This window comes from Phocicoccus pinnipedialis, from assembly GCF_903994035.1.
GTDB classification, from domain to species: domain Bacteria; phylum Bacillota; class Bacilli; order Staphylococcales; family Salinicoccaceae; genus Phocicoccus; species Phocicoccus pinnipedialis.
This window is the reverse complement of record NZ_CAJEWB010000010.1, coordinates 76458-92178: the sequence shown is the minus strand read 5'-3', so window position 1 is coordinate 92178 and position 15721 is coordinate 76458. Positions and strand designations below refer to the sequence as shown.

At 37.1% G+C, this 15721-nt stretch carries 16 protein-coding genes; 3 read left to right on the top strand and 13 right to left on the bottom strand.

Going from position 1 to position 15721, the window contains the following annotated elements; genetic code table 11:
* Positions 1 to 3: 3 nt before the first annotated feature.
* The 6 genes from pfkA to H9D55_RS04700 form a co-directional block, all read right to left on the bottom strand.
* Positions 4 to 963, bottom strand: a complete 960-nt coding sequence (gene pfkA, locus H9D55_RS04725; RefSeq protein ID WP_186077336.1) for a 6-phosphofructokinase — start codon at positions 961 to 963, stop codon at positions 4 to 6.
* Between the two features lie 77 nt (positions 964 to 1040).
* Positions 1041 to 1988: an acetyl-CoA carboxylase carboxyltransferase subunit alpha gene (locus H9D55_RS04720; protein ID WP_186077334.1), complete on the bottom strand. Its 948-nt coding sequence runs from the start codon at positions 1986 to 1988 to the stop codon at positions 1041 to 1043.
* Complete coding sequence (gene accD, locus H9D55_RS04715) at positions 1978 to 2844, bottom strand: acetyl-CoA carboxylase, carboxyltransferase subunit beta (protein ID WP_186077332.1); 867 nt, start codon at positions 2842 to 2844, stop codon at positions 1978 to 1980. Before accD ends, H9D55_RS04720 begins: the two co-directional genes overlap by 11 nt.
* 16 nt (positions 2845 to 2860) lie before the next feature.
* Entirely contained in the window at positions 2861 to 3277 is a 417-nt protein-coding gene (locus tag H9D55_RS04710; protein ID WP_186077330.1) for a FadR/GntR family transcriptional regulator, read from the bottom strand.
* Between the two features lie 75 nt (positions 3278 to 3352).
* The gene (dnaE, locus tag H9D55_RS04705; RefSeq protein ID WP_186077328.1) at positions 3353 to 6493 is read right to left on the bottom strand and encodes a DNA polymerase III subunit alpha; all 3141 of its coding nucleotides are present in this window, start codon (positions 6491 to 6493) and stop codon (positions 3353 to 3355) included.
* A gap of 21 nt (positions 6494 to 6514) precedes the next feature.
* Positions 6515 to 7474, bottom strand: coding sequence for a DHH family phosphoesterase (locus tag H9D55_RS04700; RefSeq protein ID WP_186077326.1), 960 nt, complete (start codon positions 7472 to 7474; stop codon positions 6515 to 6517).
* A 73-nt stretch (positions 7475 to 7547) separates the two neighbouring features.
* Here H9D55_RS04700 and H9D55_RS04695 point away from each other — a divergent pair, with 73 nt between their 5' ends.
* Positions 7548 to 7910 carry a YtpI family protein gene (locus H9D55_RS04695; RefSeq protein WP_186077324.1) on the top strand — a complete coding sequence of 121 codons (363 nt, stop codon included), beginning with the start codon at positions 7548 to 7550 and terminating at the stop codon, positions 7908 to 7910.
* 45 nt (positions 7911 to 7955) lie between these two features.
* Here the strand turns inward: H9D55_RS04695 and H9D55_RS04690 are convergent, their stop codons facing one another.
* A complete protein-coding gene (locus tag H9D55_RS04690; protein WP_186077322.1) occupies positions 7956 to 8642 on the bottom strand; it encodes a metal-dependent hydrolase in 687 nt (228 codons plus the stop codon).
* Positions 8643 to 8743: 101 nt separating this feature from the next.
* Between H9D55_RS04690 and H9D55_RS04685 the strand changes: the two genes are divergently transcribed.
* A complete protein-coding gene (locus H9D55_RS04685) occupies positions 8744 to 9319 on the top strand; it encodes a hypothetical protein (protein WP_186077320.1) in 576 nt (191 codons plus the stop codon).
* On the opposite strand, the gene ald is transcribed toward H9D55_RS04685, so the two are convergent.
* Complete coding sequence (gene ald, locus H9D55_RS04680; protein WP_186077318.1) at positions 9312 to 10427, bottom strand: alanine dehydrogenase; 1116 nt, start codon at positions 10425 to 10427, stop codon at positions 9312 to 9314. The genes H9D55_RS04685 and ald overlap by 8 nt on opposite strands.
* A 161-nt stretch (positions 10428 to 10588) precedes the next feature.
* Here ald and H9D55_RS04675 point away from each other — a divergent pair, with 161 nt between their 5' ends.
* Positions 10589 to 11086, top strand: coding sequence for a universal stress protein (locus H9D55_RS04675; RefSeq protein ID WP_186077316.1), 498 nt, complete (start codon positions 10589 to 10591; stop codon positions 11084 to 11086).
* 150 nt (positions 11087 to 11236) lie between these two features.
* Here the strand turns inward: H9D55_RS04675 and H9D55_RS04670 are convergent, their stop codons facing one another.
* The 5 genes from H9D55_RS04670 to sppA all read right to left on the bottom strand — a co-directional run bounded on the left by H9D55_RS04670 (position 11237) and on the right by sppA (position 15684).
* Positions 11237 to 12649, bottom strand: coding sequence for an aldehyde dehydrogenase family protein (locus H9D55_RS04670; protein ID WP_186077314.1), 1413 nt, complete (start codon positions 12647 to 12649; stop codon positions 11237 to 11239).
* Positions 12650 to 12711: 62 nt separating this feature from the next.
* Positions 12712 to 13596, bottom strand: a complete 885-nt coding sequence (locus H9D55_RS04665) for a class I SAM-dependent methyltransferase (protein ID WP_186077312.1) — start codon at positions 13594 to 13596, stop codon at positions 12712 to 12714.
* A 51-nt stretch (positions 13597 to 13647) separates the two neighbouring features.
* Entirely contained in the window at positions 13648 to 14145 is a 498-nt protein-coding gene (gene tpx / locus H9D55_RS04660; RefSeq protein ID WP_186077310.1) for a thiol peroxidase, read from the bottom strand.
* On the bottom strand, positions 14126 to 14668 hold the full coding sequence (locus tag H9D55_RS04655; protein WP_208454733.1) for an RDD family protein: 543 nt from the start codon (positions 14666 to 14668) through the stop codon (positions 14126 to 14128). The genes tpx and H9D55_RS04655 overlap by 20 nt, the downstream gene beginning before the upstream one ends.
* 11 nt (positions 14669 to 14679) lie before the next feature.
* Positions 14680 to 15684: a signal peptide peptidase SppA gene (gene sppA / locus H9D55_RS04650; RefSeq protein WP_186077306.1), complete on the bottom strand. Its 1005-nt coding sequence runs from the start codon at positions 15682 to 15684 to the stop codon at positions 14680 to 14682.
* Positions 15685 to 15721: the final 37 nt, after the last annotated feature.

Genomic DNA, 15721 nt, shown 5'->3' with positions numbered 1-15721 from the left:
CCCCTAAATAGATAACTCGTCAATCATCTTAAGAATAGATGTGTCGAGATTTTTCTTTCCTGTAATGACTTCGTCGAAGTCTTTCATCTTTATTTTACCCTCATTTACTATGAGCGCAACATCATGTTTTTCTTCCAAAATTAAATCTACTGCTGTGCTTCCAAACCTTGATGCATAGATTCGGTCACGTGCAGTTGGTTTTCCACCACGTTGAATGTGCCCTAAGACACTCGTTCTAACTTCAATATGAAGGGCGTCACTAATAATTTTACTACACTCAGCAGCGCTTATTGCCCCTTCAGCAACAATCACAATCGAATGCTTTTTACCTAAACGAATACTTTCGTCAATCTTGTGAATCACCGTTGACATTTCTTCGATAGCTTCAGGTACAAGTGAAACTTCTGCACCACTTGCAAGACCTGAATATAAAGCAAGTTGTCCGCTTTCCCTACCCATGACTTCGACGATAAACGTACGCTCGTGACTTGTTGCAGTGTCACGAATACGGTCGAGTGCCTCTAATATTGTGTTTAGAGACGTATCAAACCCGATTGTATACTCTGTAAACGGAATATCATTGTCAATTGTTGCAGGTATGCCAATCGTTTTAATTCCATGTCTCTCTAAAGCTTGTGCGCCTCTAAAACTACCATCTCCTCCGATTACAATCACAGTATCGATGTTGTACTCTCGCAGTGTTGCGACAGCTTTTTGTTGTACGTGTACTTCTTTAAATTCTTCACAACGTGCAGAATAAAGAATCGTTCCACCACGGTGAATAATATCACCCACATCTCTGACTTCTAGTTTTTTCAAATCACCTTTAGTGAGTCCTAAAAAGCCATGTGAAATACCATATACATTGAATCCTTCTTTGTTACCTTTTCTAACTACAGCACGGATTGCCGCATTCATTCCAGGAGCATCTCCGCCACTTGTTAATACCGCAATATTCTTCATGGTGCCTCCTTACTTGTCATCCTTTATATTATACCATCCATAGAAAAATCGAAAATAAAAAAGAGGCAAAATGCCTCTTATTCAACAAAGTCTCCTATTTTCATATACTTATCAAATCGAGCATCCACTAAATCTTCTTTTTTAATTTTTGCGAGCTCCTTTAAACCTTGTTCGATAATTGCTTTAGTTTCGTTAAACACAAATGGCTTATCGTGATGTGCGCCACCAAGTGGTTCTTTGATTAATCCATCCGCAATTTCTAAGTCATATAAGTCTTGACCCGTAATTTTTAATGATTCTGCTGCAATTTCCTTTAAAGAGCCGTCTTTAAATAGAATACTCGCAGCACCTTCAGGTGAGATTACAGAGTATGTCGAGTTTTCTAACATGTATAGTTTGTCACAAACACCAAGTGCGAGCGCACCCCCAGATCCACCTTCTCCAATTACAATTGAAATAATTGGTACAGATAATCCAGCCATATCGACTAAATTCTTAGCAATTGCTTCACTTTGTCCACGCTCTTCTGCTTCTTTACCAGGGTAAGCGCCCTTAGTATCTATAAAACAAATGATTGGACGATTGAACTTCTCTGCTTGCTTCATGAGACGAAGGGCCTTTCTATAACCCTCTGGGTGTGGCATACCAAAGTTTCTCTCAATGTTCTCTTTTGTGCTCATACCGCGTTGATGTCCAATTACCGTGACAGGTTGTCCATTAAATGATGCGATACCTCCAACGATTGCTTTATCGTCACCATAGTAACGATCACCAAAGAACTCCGTAAAATCATCAAAGATTGCATCGATATACTCAAGAGTTGTTGGACGTTCGATGAATCTCGCAATCTCAACTTGTTGCCATGGCGTTAAGTTGGAATAAATTTCAGTACGCTTAACATCTATCTTCTTTTCCAAAAATGTGATTTCTTTGGATAAGTCAATTTTGTTTTTTGTCGCATATTTTTTTAATTCTTCAACTTTTTCTTCAAGTTCTATGATTGGCAATTCGAAATCAAACGCCATCTACTTTCACCCCGTTGCAATGTAGTTTTAGAATATTACTTAACGTAATTCTCATCTCTTTACGGTTTACAACTCGGTCGAGCTGTCCGTGCTCAAGTAAGAATTCTGCTGTTTGGAAATCATCTGGTAATTTCTCACGAATTGTCTCTTCGATTACACGTCTACCAGCAAATCCGATTAGTGCCCCTTTTTCTGCTAAGTTGATATCTCCTACAGAAGCAAAGCTCGCGCTAACACCACCAGTTGTCGGATGCGTCATATATGCAATATATAAAAGACCTGCATTTGAGTGTCTTTCAATGGCTACACTCACCTTAGCCATTTGCATCAGTGAAAGAATACCTTCTTGCATTCTTGCCCCCCCACTCGCTGTAAACACAATTACAGGAAGCTTTTTCTCAGTTGCATAGTTAAATGCACGTGCTAAGATTTCACCTACAGCACTTCCCATACTCCCCATACGAATACGTGTGTCCATTGTCGCAATGACAACATCAACACCATCAATTTTTCCGTGGCCTACGCGAACGGCTTCGTTTAGATCCGCTATTTCTTTGTCTTTTTCTAGCTTAGACATGTAGTTCGGGAAGTCTAGTGGGTTTCTTGATGTGATTGTATCGAAGAGTCTAATTTCTGTACCCTCATCGAATAATACTTTCATACGTTCTTGACTTGTAACTGGGAAATGATAGTCACAATTGGGGCAGACATATACACTCTTCTCTAGCTCTTTCGTATATAACATCTTTTTACAGCTTGGACATTTCGTCATTATTGGCTTATCACCAGTGTCGATGCCCTTCTTATCTAATTTCGTTCGCTTTCTATTCAGCTTATAAAATAAGTCGATTACCATTTTTTACTCCCCAATTCTACAAATTATCTGTATAGCTTTTAATTACAGCATACAGTGTTTTTAGAATTTGATTATTATCATCTTCAACCGCTTTTTCACCATCATATTTTTCATTAATATGCGCCTCAATAATATGTTGTATATCGAGGAGTTCCATGCGCTGTTCATCGGTTCTTACGATATACTTACCGATTAAATCAAACAGCTTATGATTTTTAAAGTCTGCTAGGAATGTTCCTTCACCAATACGTACATAGATCACACCTAACATCTCTAAAGCTCGAAGTGCTTCGCGTACACTTTGTCTAGAAACATTAAGTTGTTCTTTTAAATAACGCTCGCTTGGCAGTTTCTCGCCAACTTTAATATCCTCTTCAATAATAATCTTATTAATTTCTTGAAGTACATACTCTAAACCTGTTTTTTCTTTCATAATCATACCTACATTTATCATTTTAAAGTGGTCATACCACTGATAATATCATTTTTACAACACGGCTTCAATTGTTTACAGCATAAATCTAATATTTTGTTTACCAGCTCGAGTGATGATAGCTTTATAGTTTTCAGGGCTTAATAAACCCATTTGCTCTTTTTTAATATTAAACACAGGTATTCCTTTTGTATTGAATAAATCTTTAACTTTGCCATATTCTGTATTTCTTATATAGACATATCTTGCGCGTTCTAAATACGCTCTCGTGTACTCTTCGATATTATATATTGCATTGATTACTAATTGTTTTGTGCCTCTATATTCATCCATTCGACCGTTAACAACAATAAATTTATTTTGTAATTTAGCAATGTTCACATAATAGTTTCTAGGAAACAATACAGCATCTATCTCCTGTCTACCGTCCGTCACATTAATATATGCCATCTCTTCTTTATTTTTTGTAGTGATTTTTCTAACATTTACATTATATAGAAGAAACGTTCCTAACTGTCCTTTTTGTTTCTTTGACAGTAAATCAAACGGGATATATTCGTAATCTTTTTCCGTAAGTAAGACAGGATGTGTTGAAATGAAGAAGTTTAATGCAGTTGCTTCTCCTTCAATCATTTCCATTTGAGACATCTCTTCAAGGTTTTGGAACTCCTTTTTGACACCGAACCCTAGCGTTTCTAAGAATCCCCCGTAGTCTAAGCCATCTTTAATGACTTCTATCGCTCTTGGAACTGTCTGCAACATCGTCTTCCTATTTTCATTAAAGTCATCCATTGCACCAGATAATATAAGCATCTGCAGTTGCGTTTCACTCGGTTGTAACTCTGTGTTTTTCGTTACAAAGTCATAGAGGTCTGTATAGGGTTCATTGGTTCTATTTTCTATAAATGCATCCGCAAGTTTCTTAGACACGCTTTTGATCATTCCAAAACCAAGCTGAACACCGCCATCCACTGTGTTCACATATCGAGATTTATTAATGCTTGGTCTTTTTAAATCAACACCCAGACGCTTCATTTCCGCAAGTGTTTTTGAACGTTTGTCTTCTTCAGTTCTATGCTCCATAAGCATCACTGCGTAGAACTCTTCTCTAAAGTGTGCTTTTAAATATGCCATTCGGTAAGATGTCATCGCGTACACGAGTGCGTGTGATTTTGGAAAACCATAATCTGCAAATTTCAAAATCAATGAAAATAATGATGAGACCGTGTCTTCATCGAAACCATTTCTAATTCCACCAGAAATGAATTTCTTTTCTTCTTTCATCATCGTCTCGCGGTTTTTCTTCGCCATAGAGCGTCTCATTAAATCCGCTTCAGCAAGAGAATATCCGGCGACTTTACGCGCAACTTGCATAATTTGTTCTTGAAATATCATGACTCCATATGTGTCTTTTAAAATACTCTTGATTTCATCGAGTGGGTATTCAACAATTTCTTTTCCATGCTTTTTCTTAACAACAGAATCAATCTCACCCATTGGACCAGGTCTATATAATGCCAGTACCAGTGCTAAATCCATCAAATTTTCTGGCTTATATCTCCTTAATACGTTTGTGATACCATCTGACTCTAGCTGGAAAATACCACTTGTCTGACCCGCACTCAGAAGCTTGAATGTTTTCACATCATCAAAAGGCACTGTATTAATGTCAAAGTTTGGATGCTTTCTTTTCACCAATTGGTTGATATAACGAACAAGTGTCAGTGTATTTAAACTTAAGACGTCTATTTTAAGTAGTCCTGCTGCTTCAACGTCGTTCATTGGCCACTGACTCTTCATTGTGTCACCGTCAAACATAGTCGGAATATCATGTACAAGTGGCTCGCGTCCTAGCAGTATACCTGAAGCGTGTTGAGACGTATTCCTAGGTAGTCCTAATAACTTAGGCGCGATCTGTCGGATGATCGTGTATTTATTTTCTAATTCAACGAGGTTTTTAAAACGTTCTGAATCGATTGCTTCAATTAAATCATTATTATTTTCATCGATGATATTTGAAATTTCACGCATTTCGCTATCCGTAAAACTAAAAATACGACCTACTTCACGTGCGGCACTTTTTGCTGTTAAATTACTGTATGTTAATATGTGCGCAACATTCATGTCACCATATTTATTCTTTAAGTAACTGATGACTCTTGGGACGTCTACTGACGCAAAATCGATATCGATATCTGGCATAGAGACACGTTCCGGGTTTAGGAAACGCTCGAATAGAAGATCATATTTTAATGGATCAAGATCTGTGATATCTAATAAATATGACACTAAGCTCGCACTCGATGAACCTCGTCCGGGACCAACGTAAATATCACTGCGTTTCGCGTATCGAATTAAGTCACTTACGATTAAGAAATAGTCTTCATAATGCATATTTACGATTGTCTTATACTCATAGATCATGCGCTCACGATAATTGTCATGATCACTATGAATTTTTTGTTGAAATGCGATTTCTAATTCTTCTAATAAATACGCTTTAGAATCTCTCGTCTTATCGTACTTAGGTAGTGTGAATTCTACATGAGGTAACTCTACGTTACACTTATCCACAATCTCTTGATTATTAAGTAATATTTCTTCTGACAAATCAATATCATCAAATGTTTTAACGAACTGATTACCTGTTTCCCTATTTAAAAAGTCGATGTCCAGTTTTGTATTCATTTGAATCGCTCTTAGTACATCTACAACATGCTTATCGTCAGGTTCAAGATAAAACACATCTTCTATGTATGCTGGTTTGTGTCCGTCTAAATTCTCAATTCTATGAGAAATGTATTTATCGTCTTGGTCGATACTGAATCGATCTAAATACGACACGCCTTTTTCAGTTTTCGCAACAATGATACAGTCTGTCATATCTTTTAAGTAAGATATTGGTGTACGTGTTAAGTTACTGTAACTTAACCTTGATGACAGGCGTGCCAAGAATGCATATCCAGTCATGTTTTTAGCATAGAGTACGAACGGAATACCTTCCATGCCATCATCTAAAGAAAAAGCCAAACCAACAACTGGTTTGACATTTTTCTTTTGTGCACACTGAATAAACTCATACGTATTGTGCATGAAGTTAAAATCGGTGATCGCAACGCTTCTTTGCCCGTCAGCATCTATTTTTTCTAGCAATTGATCAATTTTAATATTGCTATTTAAAAATTCATAGCTGCTGTGCACATTTAAATTGATCATACGTTCACTCCTCTGTAACGCCTATAGTTTCTCTTCTATTTTATGGATTAATTTTTGTAAATCTTCGCGTCTTCTGAAACGCACACCTGATGCGAGTTGGTGCCCGCCCCCACCGAAGTATTCAGCTACATCGTTGATGACTGTATTCTTCGAACGTAAACGTACTCTGATTTCATCTCCAGACTCTAGAGCCATGAACCATACTTTTACGTCTTCTAAATCTCTAAATAAGTTAACTTGTAACGCAGCGTCCGTTTCAGTTACACCGTACTCTTCACGAACTGATTCACTCACATAGATATAAGCAACGCCCTTGTCAGTCAATGAAAAGTTATTGATAAGGTATCCTGTAAATCTAAAGTCATTCAAATTTTTCTTGTAAAGTCTCGTTAATACTTCGCTCGTGTCCACACCTAAATCCACAACTGCAGCTGCAACCTGGTATGTGCTTGGGTAAGAATTATATAGAAAGCGGCCTGTATCTCCGATAATACCGAGATATGTTTTCTCAGCAACTTCTTTTGTAATTGATGACATGTCGAAATCGTGAAGTAGCATGAATAATAGTTCAGAAGTTGATGAAACACCAATTTCTACAATATTCACGTCACCATAAGGTTCTCTGTTAGGATGGTGGTCAATTTTTAACACCTTACAAGACTCAGGAATTGCGCCATTATAGTCAATTCGTTCTACGTTCGCGGTATCTAGAATAATGACTAGGTCATGCTCATTAATTTCACCTTCATCGAGTTGACCCATAAATTCCAGTGTTGACTCCCCTTCACCAAGTGCGCGAACAGTCTTCTCAGGGAATTTCTCATTTAAAAATGCTTTTAATGCAAACTGCGATCCCAAAGCATCCGGGTCTGGTCTCACATGACGTAAAATCACGATTGAATCACTTTCTTCAATAGAGGTAAATACTTCATTCTTATATTTATTAAACTCATTTAATTGTTGTGTAAAATGTGTGAACATATTATTTTCATCCGTTCTGTATTGTATATATCAGTAATTCCAATTATACTACAATGGAATGGAGTTGTAGTAAATGGATATCGGTTTAAAAATCCTTATTTCTTCAGTTGTCACATTACTCATTTTGTCATTTCTAATATTTTTAATATACAAAGTGCTACAAGTGAGAACGAGAAGAGATGTAAGAAAAGCGTACTATAACGCTATGTCACGTATGTGGTTTGGACTCTTTATGGTGATCTTTGGTATCAACTCAATGATCCAGTTCAACACTGTTGTGAGTTATATCATTGGCGGAATCTTTATTTTATTCGGTGGATTTAATGCATGGCATTTTAATAAAGCACGCAAGTACTTTAAAGATAATCTTCCTATTGAAAATAAAGCATGGGAAGAGTTAGAAAGAAAACAACACCGTGAAAAAGCACAACGCTAGATAATAAAATACGCAAAAGTGAATCAGTCACTTTTGCGTATTATTTTATTTAAATTGAACTGATTCTCCAGGCGTTAATACTTGGCACTCCGTTTTTAACCCTTTTTTGAAAACTTCAGGATCCTGTTCAATTGGTGGAAACGTGTTGTAGTGAACAGGTACAGCAATCTTAGGTTTGATGAACTCATCAACTGCGATGATTGCGTCAGACACGTCCATAGTAAAGTTACCGCCTATAGGTACGAAAGCAACGTCAAACGCACCGTTAATATCACTAATGAGCTTCATGTCACCAAATAAACCTGTGTCCCCAACATGATAGACTTTTTTATCTCCTAAGAATAAAATGATTCCTGTCGGCATACCTGTATATGATACAGAACCATCATTTTCGTTAAAGCTACTTGAATGGAAAGCATGAACGAACTTAACGCCACCAAAGTCGTATTCTTTCTTACCGCCAATTCCCATTGGGAGTGTCTTACAACCTTTAGACTCCATTAGGTTTGCAAGCTCGAATGGAGCAATCACTGTAGCATCATTTTTCTTCGCAATTTCAACTGTGTCTCCGACGTGGTCGTTATGACCATGTGTGAGTAGAATATAATCTACAACAATATCCTCTACTTTTAAATCAGTAAGTTCATTGCCGTTAATGAACGGATCAATAATCCCTTTTTTACCGTTATTCTCAAATTGGACAACTGAATGTCCATGATATGAAACTTTCATAAATGTTGCCTCCTCACTATTGATTGATATACCCTTCTCACCTCATATTATAACAATCATTTCTATAATTCTAATGTGATATGATAGCAAAGAGGTGTCATATGAAAACATTTTATAGAACAAATCAAATTTCAATACAGCATGACGTTGCATTATTTGCATCTGAACAATTAGACGCTGTGTCAATTACACTGTTAGAAATGTATAAAAAACTCCACCCTGAATCGGAAGTTTTTATGTCAATTAACGTTTCAGAAGAAACAGATACTTTCATGAAAAATAATATTCATTATGAATTAATAAAGGCAAGTCCGAATGTAGAAGGCTTCCTGACTAATCAATTTTTAAGTGACGAAAGCGTCTATCTAGATAAAAACTATCTCAGCGAAATTTCTAAGTTAATCGGAAGTAAGCACTTAATTGTTGGTCCAGCATTTACAACAATACCAAGCTTCTTACATAGTAAAACAGTTGAGGAGTTAATAGAGGTCAATGTTTCTGGCCTCATGTATGACACTAGAGATTTAGATTTTAGCGATTTTAAAGCATTGCAACCACTCGCGAAGTTAAGAAGCTTTGCACGTAATCGCATAGAAATTATCCCAGTTGTTTCTTCAATAGAAAAAAGAGATGAGCTCGTTAAACTCATCCCTTTTAAAGTTGTTGCGATTATTTAATTAAAGATTCGATTGGAGTGTACTCTAGATTCTGTGCTTCTGCAACAGCTTCATAAGTTACATGCCCATCGTATACATTGAACCCTTGGAGTAATCCTGGGTTTCTTTTTGCTGCTTCTTCAGGGCCTAGGTTTGCGATTTGTAAACCATACATGAGAGTTGCGTTTGTTAGTGCAATCGTTGATGTTCTTGGTACCGCACCTGGCATGTTTGCTACTGCGTAGTGAATTACACCGTGTTTCACATATGTTGGGTCATCGTGTGTCGTGATTCTATCAGTCGTTGCGAATATACCACCTTGGTCAATCGCAATATCAATAATCACTGAACCTGGTTTCATATTTTTAACTACTTCTTCAGAAACAAGTGTAGGTGCCTTTGCGCCTGGGATTAATACTGCACCAATCACAAGATCACTTTGTTCAACCGCTTGCTTAATGTTCATTGGTGTAGACATTAATGTTTGGATGCTTGAACCAAAGACGTCTTCTAATTCTCTTAAACGGTTAGCATCAAGGTCAATGATTGTTACTTTCGCGCCAAGACCAACAGCAATTTTAGCTGCATTCATGCCTGCGTTACCTCCACCAATAATCGTGATATGACCACGGTCAACGCCCGGTACACCACTGAGTAGAATTCCGCGTCCCCCTTTGATTGATTGTAGGAATTCAGAACCAATTTGTGTTGCCATACGACCCGCCACCTCACTCATAGGAGCAAGTAATGGTAAGTCCCCTTTCTTACCTGTGATCGTTTCGTATGCAATTGCAGTCACTTTTTTTTCTTTTAACGCTTTTGTTAGTTCTACCTCTGGTGCTAAATGAAGGTATGTAAATAGAATTTGACCTTCTCTAAACTCCTTGTACTCCGGTTCGATTGGCTCTTTAACTTTAACTACCATATCTGCTGCCCAAACATCGCTGACATGGTCATAGATTTTTGCGCCAACTTTCTCGTAGTCTTCGTCCGTAAAAAACGATCCTACCCCTGCCCCTTTTTCAACGCGTACTTCGTGTCCTGCTTCAACAAATGCATATACTCCTGCTGGTGTTAAGCCCACACGATTCTCGTTGTTCTTTAACTCCTTTGGAATACCAATAATCATAAATATCCCCTCAATTCAATTATATTGTCGCTTTGACTCACTTTTAGTGTATCACAATAATAAAGTGATTTAATCATAATAATTTTTTACTAATATTAATTAATTTTTATGAAATTAGGGTATGATAATTATAGAAGATGATTTAAGGGAGGAAATATTAAATGTTAAACTACAAAAACATTTTAATTGCGGTTGACGGTTCACATGAAGCAGAATGGGCATTCCAAAAGGCGGTTGACATCGCAAAAAGAAACGACGCACGCTTAATTGTGACAAACGTCATTGATACTAGAAGCTATGCTTCAGTAGAAGCATACGACCGTACAATTTCAGAACGTGCGAAAACTTTTGCAGAAAAGCTTCTTGAAGGTTATGTACAACATGCAACAGAACAAGGCATTTCAGATGTCGTAAAAGTTGTTGAATACGGTTCACCTAAAGCAGTCATTCCTAAAAAAATCGTTAAAGACACACAAGCTGACTTAGTTGTTGTAGGTTCTACGGGTCTAAACGCAGTGGAAAGATTTATTATTGGTTCTGTTTCAGAAGCGATCGTACGTCACTCACCATGTGATGTGCTAGTCGTAAGAACTGAAACATTACCTGCAGACTTCAAACCAGTTGTTGCAACAGACGAACTTGTTAAAGGCGAGCAATAAAATAATTTTAAACAAAATGAACGCCATGCCTCCTTTTGAGGCATGGCGTTTTTGTATATCGTTTGTTTTTATATTTTATTTTAGAAATGAAACCAACTAAACTTTGAATTAAATAAAAAGGCCGGAATGTTCATCCCAGCCTATTTTAACCTATTCTTCATTCAATACAACTTTAATTTCTGTGTACTCCTCAATTCCGAACCAACCGATTTCTCTTCCAACTCCTGATTCTTTATAACCACCCCATGGTGCATATGGCATGCGCTTCGCACCATTTAAAATCACTGTTCCTGTTTCCATTTGTTTAGCGAATTCAAATGCCTCTTTACTGTCTCCGAATACAGCTCCCGAGAGTCCATAAGTTGAGTCGTTCGCGATCTCTAATGCTTCTTCTTTGTCTTTATACGTGATCACACATAAAACTGGACCAAAAATTTCTTCTTTAGCAATCGTCATGTCATTCGTCACATCTGTGAATACTGTAGAGTTGATGTAGTATCCATCTAGTTCTGGTACATCTCCACCTACTAGCACTGTTGCGCCTTCTTTCTTACCACTTTCAATGTACGCTAAAATTTGTTCGTATTGTTTTTTAGAAACAACAGGTCCCATCGTGTTTTCTTCGTCTTCTGGATTACCTACTCGAACTTTTTCTTTTACGTACTGTGTTATATACTTTTCAGCTTCTTGTTTTTTATCCTCAGGAATTAACAGTCGAGATAATGCCGAACATGATTGTCCCGTATTGTTCGTCAAGGTGTCCATAGAAGCATTAACAGCTTTTTCTAAGTCTCCACCTTCTAAGACAACGTTCGCACTCTTACCACCAAGCTCTAGTGAAATCTTCTTAACGGTCTTCTCTGCTTGTTCATATAGTTTCTTACCAACATCAGTCGATCCAGTAAATGAAACCATGCGTACATCTTCGTGTCCTGCGAGGTAATCACCCACACCACTCCCTGATCCTGTCACAAGGTTAAATACCCCAGCTGGGAGTCCCGCTTCATCGATCACTTCTGCAAGTAAGAATGCCGCAATCGGGGTATCTGAACTTGGTTTCACAACAATTGTTGAGCCGGATAGCAACGCGCCAGATAACTTACGCTGAATCTGGTTTAATGGATAGTTCCATGGTGTAATACCTGCAACGACTCCAATACCTTCACGTAATAAAGTGAAACCGTCGTGCTTTTCTTCAAACTTTACTTTATCGGAATGCTCAAGCACCGCATCAATCTCATTTAAGCTAAGCTGCACTTGGCCTGTCGTCGTAAAGTGATATGATGAACCTAACTCTTTGCGTATAATCGATTCGAATTCAGATTGTCTTTTTTCAATACCATCACGAATTTTTTTGAGATACTCTTTTCTTGTTTCGAAATCCGTGTTATTCCATTCTTTGTATGCTATTTTTGCAGCTTCAACTGCATCATCAACATCTTTTTCGTTACCCTTAGGTACTTTCGCAAATCGTTCTTTTGTAGCAGGATTTTCAACTTCGATTATTTCATTACTATGAGATTCTACCCATTCGCCATTGATATACAATTTGTCGTAATTCATTTCTAAATCCTCCAATTATGTTTTATTTATCTATAACCTGAACTGCGAATTCAAAACATAAATTAACGGTTATGCCACTCATCTAATTTTCTTAAGAATGATGTCATACCATGCTGATCTTTAAAGTCTGGAATATCACCAATCAGAACTTCTTTATTCTTAAGTGGTGAATACCCTTTTCTAAGAACAATGATAGATTTTGCCGCATCTTTAGATTTAAAAATTGATTTAGGCAAGTTTAAAAACATTTGCATTGTCACATCTTCAGTGATGTAAGTCTTAAACGTATCTGCTTTTTCTGTGAGAATTGAACTTGGGACAATAAAAACCCCTAGCGCGCCTTCTTCCACATAATTCATTGCGGCTTCAAGCATTAACAAATGCGCAAAGCTCTGTCCTTCTTTAAATGCAGTCTTATAGCCTTTTACCTCTAGTGGGTAATAACCAATTGGTAAGTCACCTACTGCTGCGTCGTGCATCTGAATGAATCCAGGCTCAATGATATTCTCTAAATGAATCATCATTTCAGTCTCTAAAAACTCACAAAGGTTCGCATTCATCTCAACAAGAGTTGGATCCACTTCAACACCAGTAAGCTCAATCTCTTCATTTACTTCTTTTAATGTAAATGATAAGTGACCTGTTCCACTCCCCACATCAATGACTGACCTCGCCTGTTTATCTGATAATAAATCGATAATATATCCAACGATAATCCCTATCATATCTGGTGTTAACTGGTGGTTCGATTGAACAGGCTCATCTTGAATTTGTTTTAAATATGCAAATTGGAATGCTTTACGTTTCTCACTTCTACTTCCTTCAACATCCACTTCAATGAGTGCGCGCGATAACGCCTCTAACCTTGAAATATCCTCTGCTTTAATTAAATCTTCTACACGGCTAATCAGTGTGGCATAAATCTTTTCTAAATTACTCTCGTCCATAGTTCACCTCAAAAAAATAAGGACTACCCTAAGATAGTCCTATATTAAACTTTATGCATTTTTTAATGCTTCAATTGCTTTTTCGTAGTCTGGTTCGTCTGTGCCTTCTGCAACATACTCTACATAAACTACCTTGTTGTTTTCGTCTAAAACAAATACACTACGTGCTTGGAGACGTAATGAGTCCATTAACGTTCCGTATTTTTCAGCGAAATCTAAGTTTCTGTGGTCTGATAAAGTCACAGCATTATCTAGGCCTGCATCTGCACAGAATCTCGCTTGTGCAAATGGAAGATCATTTGAAATTGTGATTAAAACAGAGTTGTCAACGTCAGCTGCTTCTTTATAGAAGTTCTTAGTTTGTACTTGACAGACACCTGTATCCAGTGAAGGTACAACACTAATTAATTTCTTCTTACCATCAAAATTTGATAGGCTAACCTCATCCATTACTGTGTTAATAAGTGTGAAGTCTTCCGCAGTGTCTCCTACTTTCACTTCATTCCCTTTTAAATCGATTTCTGTGCCTTTAAAAGTTATGCTTACCATAATTCGATTCAACCTCCATTTGTTCAGGATGATTATGCGTTTCATAATTTCCTGTATTGACTTCATTATAAGAGTAAGACTTTTCATTTACAACCAATGTGTCTCCAATATAATCATGAAGTCCGAGGCGTTTTTCGTTAAATAAAATCATTAAATAAGGTAAATTAAATAATTGTTTACTAATAATTCGTCCGATTATCTCTCTGAAAAACACCTGTCCTATTGTGAGTTTATTACCGTTCTGAGACATTACTTTTAAACCAAAAATAGTTTTACCAAATGTCTGGCTAAAGAGGTAAGTCATAAAGAAGAAATAAACAAAATATAGAACAACACTAGACATCGTTGCAATACTAAACGTATCAAATATCACACGAATGGAATCTAGTTTTAGCATGTGTATAACGGGAATAATGGCAATGTGTTTGATACTCCATATCACTAATATATCTATTGCATAAGCGAGAAATCGGATTAGAGTATCGGGTACTAAGTATTTATTGGCTTCATTTACTTCGTACATCATACGTCCTCCTATTCATATAGATACATTGGTTGAATACCTTGTCGTCTTTGCATGAGTGCTTGAATTGTCTCAATATCGTTTTGTTTGAATAAGCTTTGAATCATGTCTGGTGCTTTTAAATTAAAGAATCCTAGCGCAGATGGATCTCCACCTACTGCATATACTTGAGGGTTCTTACCCACCTCTTTTTTTAGTGCATTTAGTGCATCATCAAAGTAACCTTCTTCGTCAACAAGACCATTTTTCATCGCTTCACTACCTAAGTATATGCGACCGTCTGCAAGTTTACGCACATCCTTTTCACTCATTCCACGACCCTCTGAAACAACTGTTACAAAGTCGCTGTACATAGAATCTACGATACTTTGTATATATTCTTTTTCAGTTTCAGGCGTTTCTTTTGTAGGAGAAAGCATGTCTTTCATTTCTCCAGATTTATATGTTTCAAATTTCACACCATACTTCTCAGCAAGTTCATGGTAGTTAATATTTTGCATGATTACACCAATTGAACCTGTGATCGTTTCGTTTGTTGCAAAAATCTTGTCAGCTGGTGCGGATACATAATATCCACCTGAAGCTGCCATATTGCCCATAGAGCTGTAGATTTTCTTTCCTTTAGCTTTTGCTTCAACTAGGTATTTATGAATTTCTGCACTTTCATAAACACCGCCACCTGGTGAGTTAATATTTAGAATAATTGCTTTTGTAGTATCATCTTCAATAATATTTTTAATCGCTGCGATTGTCATTTGGTGGTTATAACCGCCTTGGATGGCAAAGATACCTTGAGATATCGGAATATCTTGGATGACACCTTCAATGTTGATGATTGCGATACGATTCATTTCATCGCCTTTTTCAACAACAGTTTCTGGAATCTCTGCTGATGTTTGTGTTAATTCTGTAAAAAAATCTTCCCACTCAGCTGCGCGGAATGTGTTGTATACACTCATCGAAATACCAATCAATACTAACGCGATTGCTGAAATTAATGCTACGGTTCTTTTCATACTGACACTCCTTATTTTAGGTTAGTTTCAGTGTAAC

Coding starts and splice junctions, on each gene's coding strand:
- pfkA (WP_186077336.1), bottom strand. CDS start 963: ATGAAGAATATTGCGGTATTAACAAGTGGCGGAGATGCTCCTGGAATG.
- H9D55_RS04720 (WP_186077334.1), bottom strand. CDS start 1,988: ATGGCGTTTGATTTCGAATTGCCAATCATAGAACTTGAAGAAAAAGTT.
- accD (WP_186077332.1), bottom strand. CDS start 2,844: ATGGTAATCGACTTATTTTATAAGCTGAATAGAAAGCGAACGAAATTA.
- H9D55_RS04710 (WP_186077330.1), bottom strand. CDS start 3,277: ATGAAAGAAAAAACAGGTTTAGAGTATGTACTTCAAGAAATTAATAAG.
- dnaE (WP_186077328.1), bottom strand. CDS start 6,493: ATGATCAATTTAAATGTGCACAGCAGCTATGAATTTTTAAATAGCAAT.
- H9D55_RS04700 (WP_186077326.1), bottom strand. CDS start 7,474: ATGTTCACACATTTTACACAACAATTAAATGAGTTTAATAAATATAAG.
- H9D55_RS04695 (WP_186077324.1), top strand. CDS start 7,548: ATGGATATCGGTTTAAAAATCCTTATTTCTTCAGTTGTCACATTACTC.
- H9D55_RS04690 (WP_186077322.1), bottom strand. CDS start 8,642: ATGAAAGTTTCATATCATGGACATTCAGTTGTCCAATTTGAGAATAAC.
- H9D55_RS04685 (WP_186077320.1), top strand. CDS start 8,744: ATGAAAACATTTTATAGAACAAATCAAATTTCAATACAGCATGACGTT.
- ald (WP_186077318.1), bottom strand. CDS start 10,427: ATGATTATTGGTATTCCAAAGGAGTTAAAGAACAACGAGAATCGTGTG.
- H9D55_RS04675 (WP_186077316.1), top strand. CDS start 10,589: ATGTTAAACTACAAAAACATTTTAATTGCGGTTGACGGTTCACATGAA.
- H9D55_RS04670 (WP_186077314.1), bottom strand. CDS start 12,649: ATGAATTACGACAAATTGTATATCAATGGCGAATGGGTAGAATCTCAT.
- H9D55_RS04665 (WP_186077312.1), bottom strand. CDS start 13,596: ATGGACGAGAGTAATTTAGAAAAGATTTATGCCACACTGATTAGCCGT.
- tpx (WP_186077310.1), bottom strand. CDS start 14,145: ATGGTAAGCATAACTTTTAAAGGCACAGAAATCGATTTAAAAGGGAAT.
- H9D55_RS04655 (WP_208454733.1), bottom strand. CDS start 14,668: ATGTACGAAGTAAATGAAGCCAATAAATACTTAGTACCCGATACTCTA.
- sppA (WP_186077306.1), bottom strand. CDS start 15,684: ATGAAAAGAACCGTAGCATTAATTTCAGCAATCGCGTTAGTATTGATT.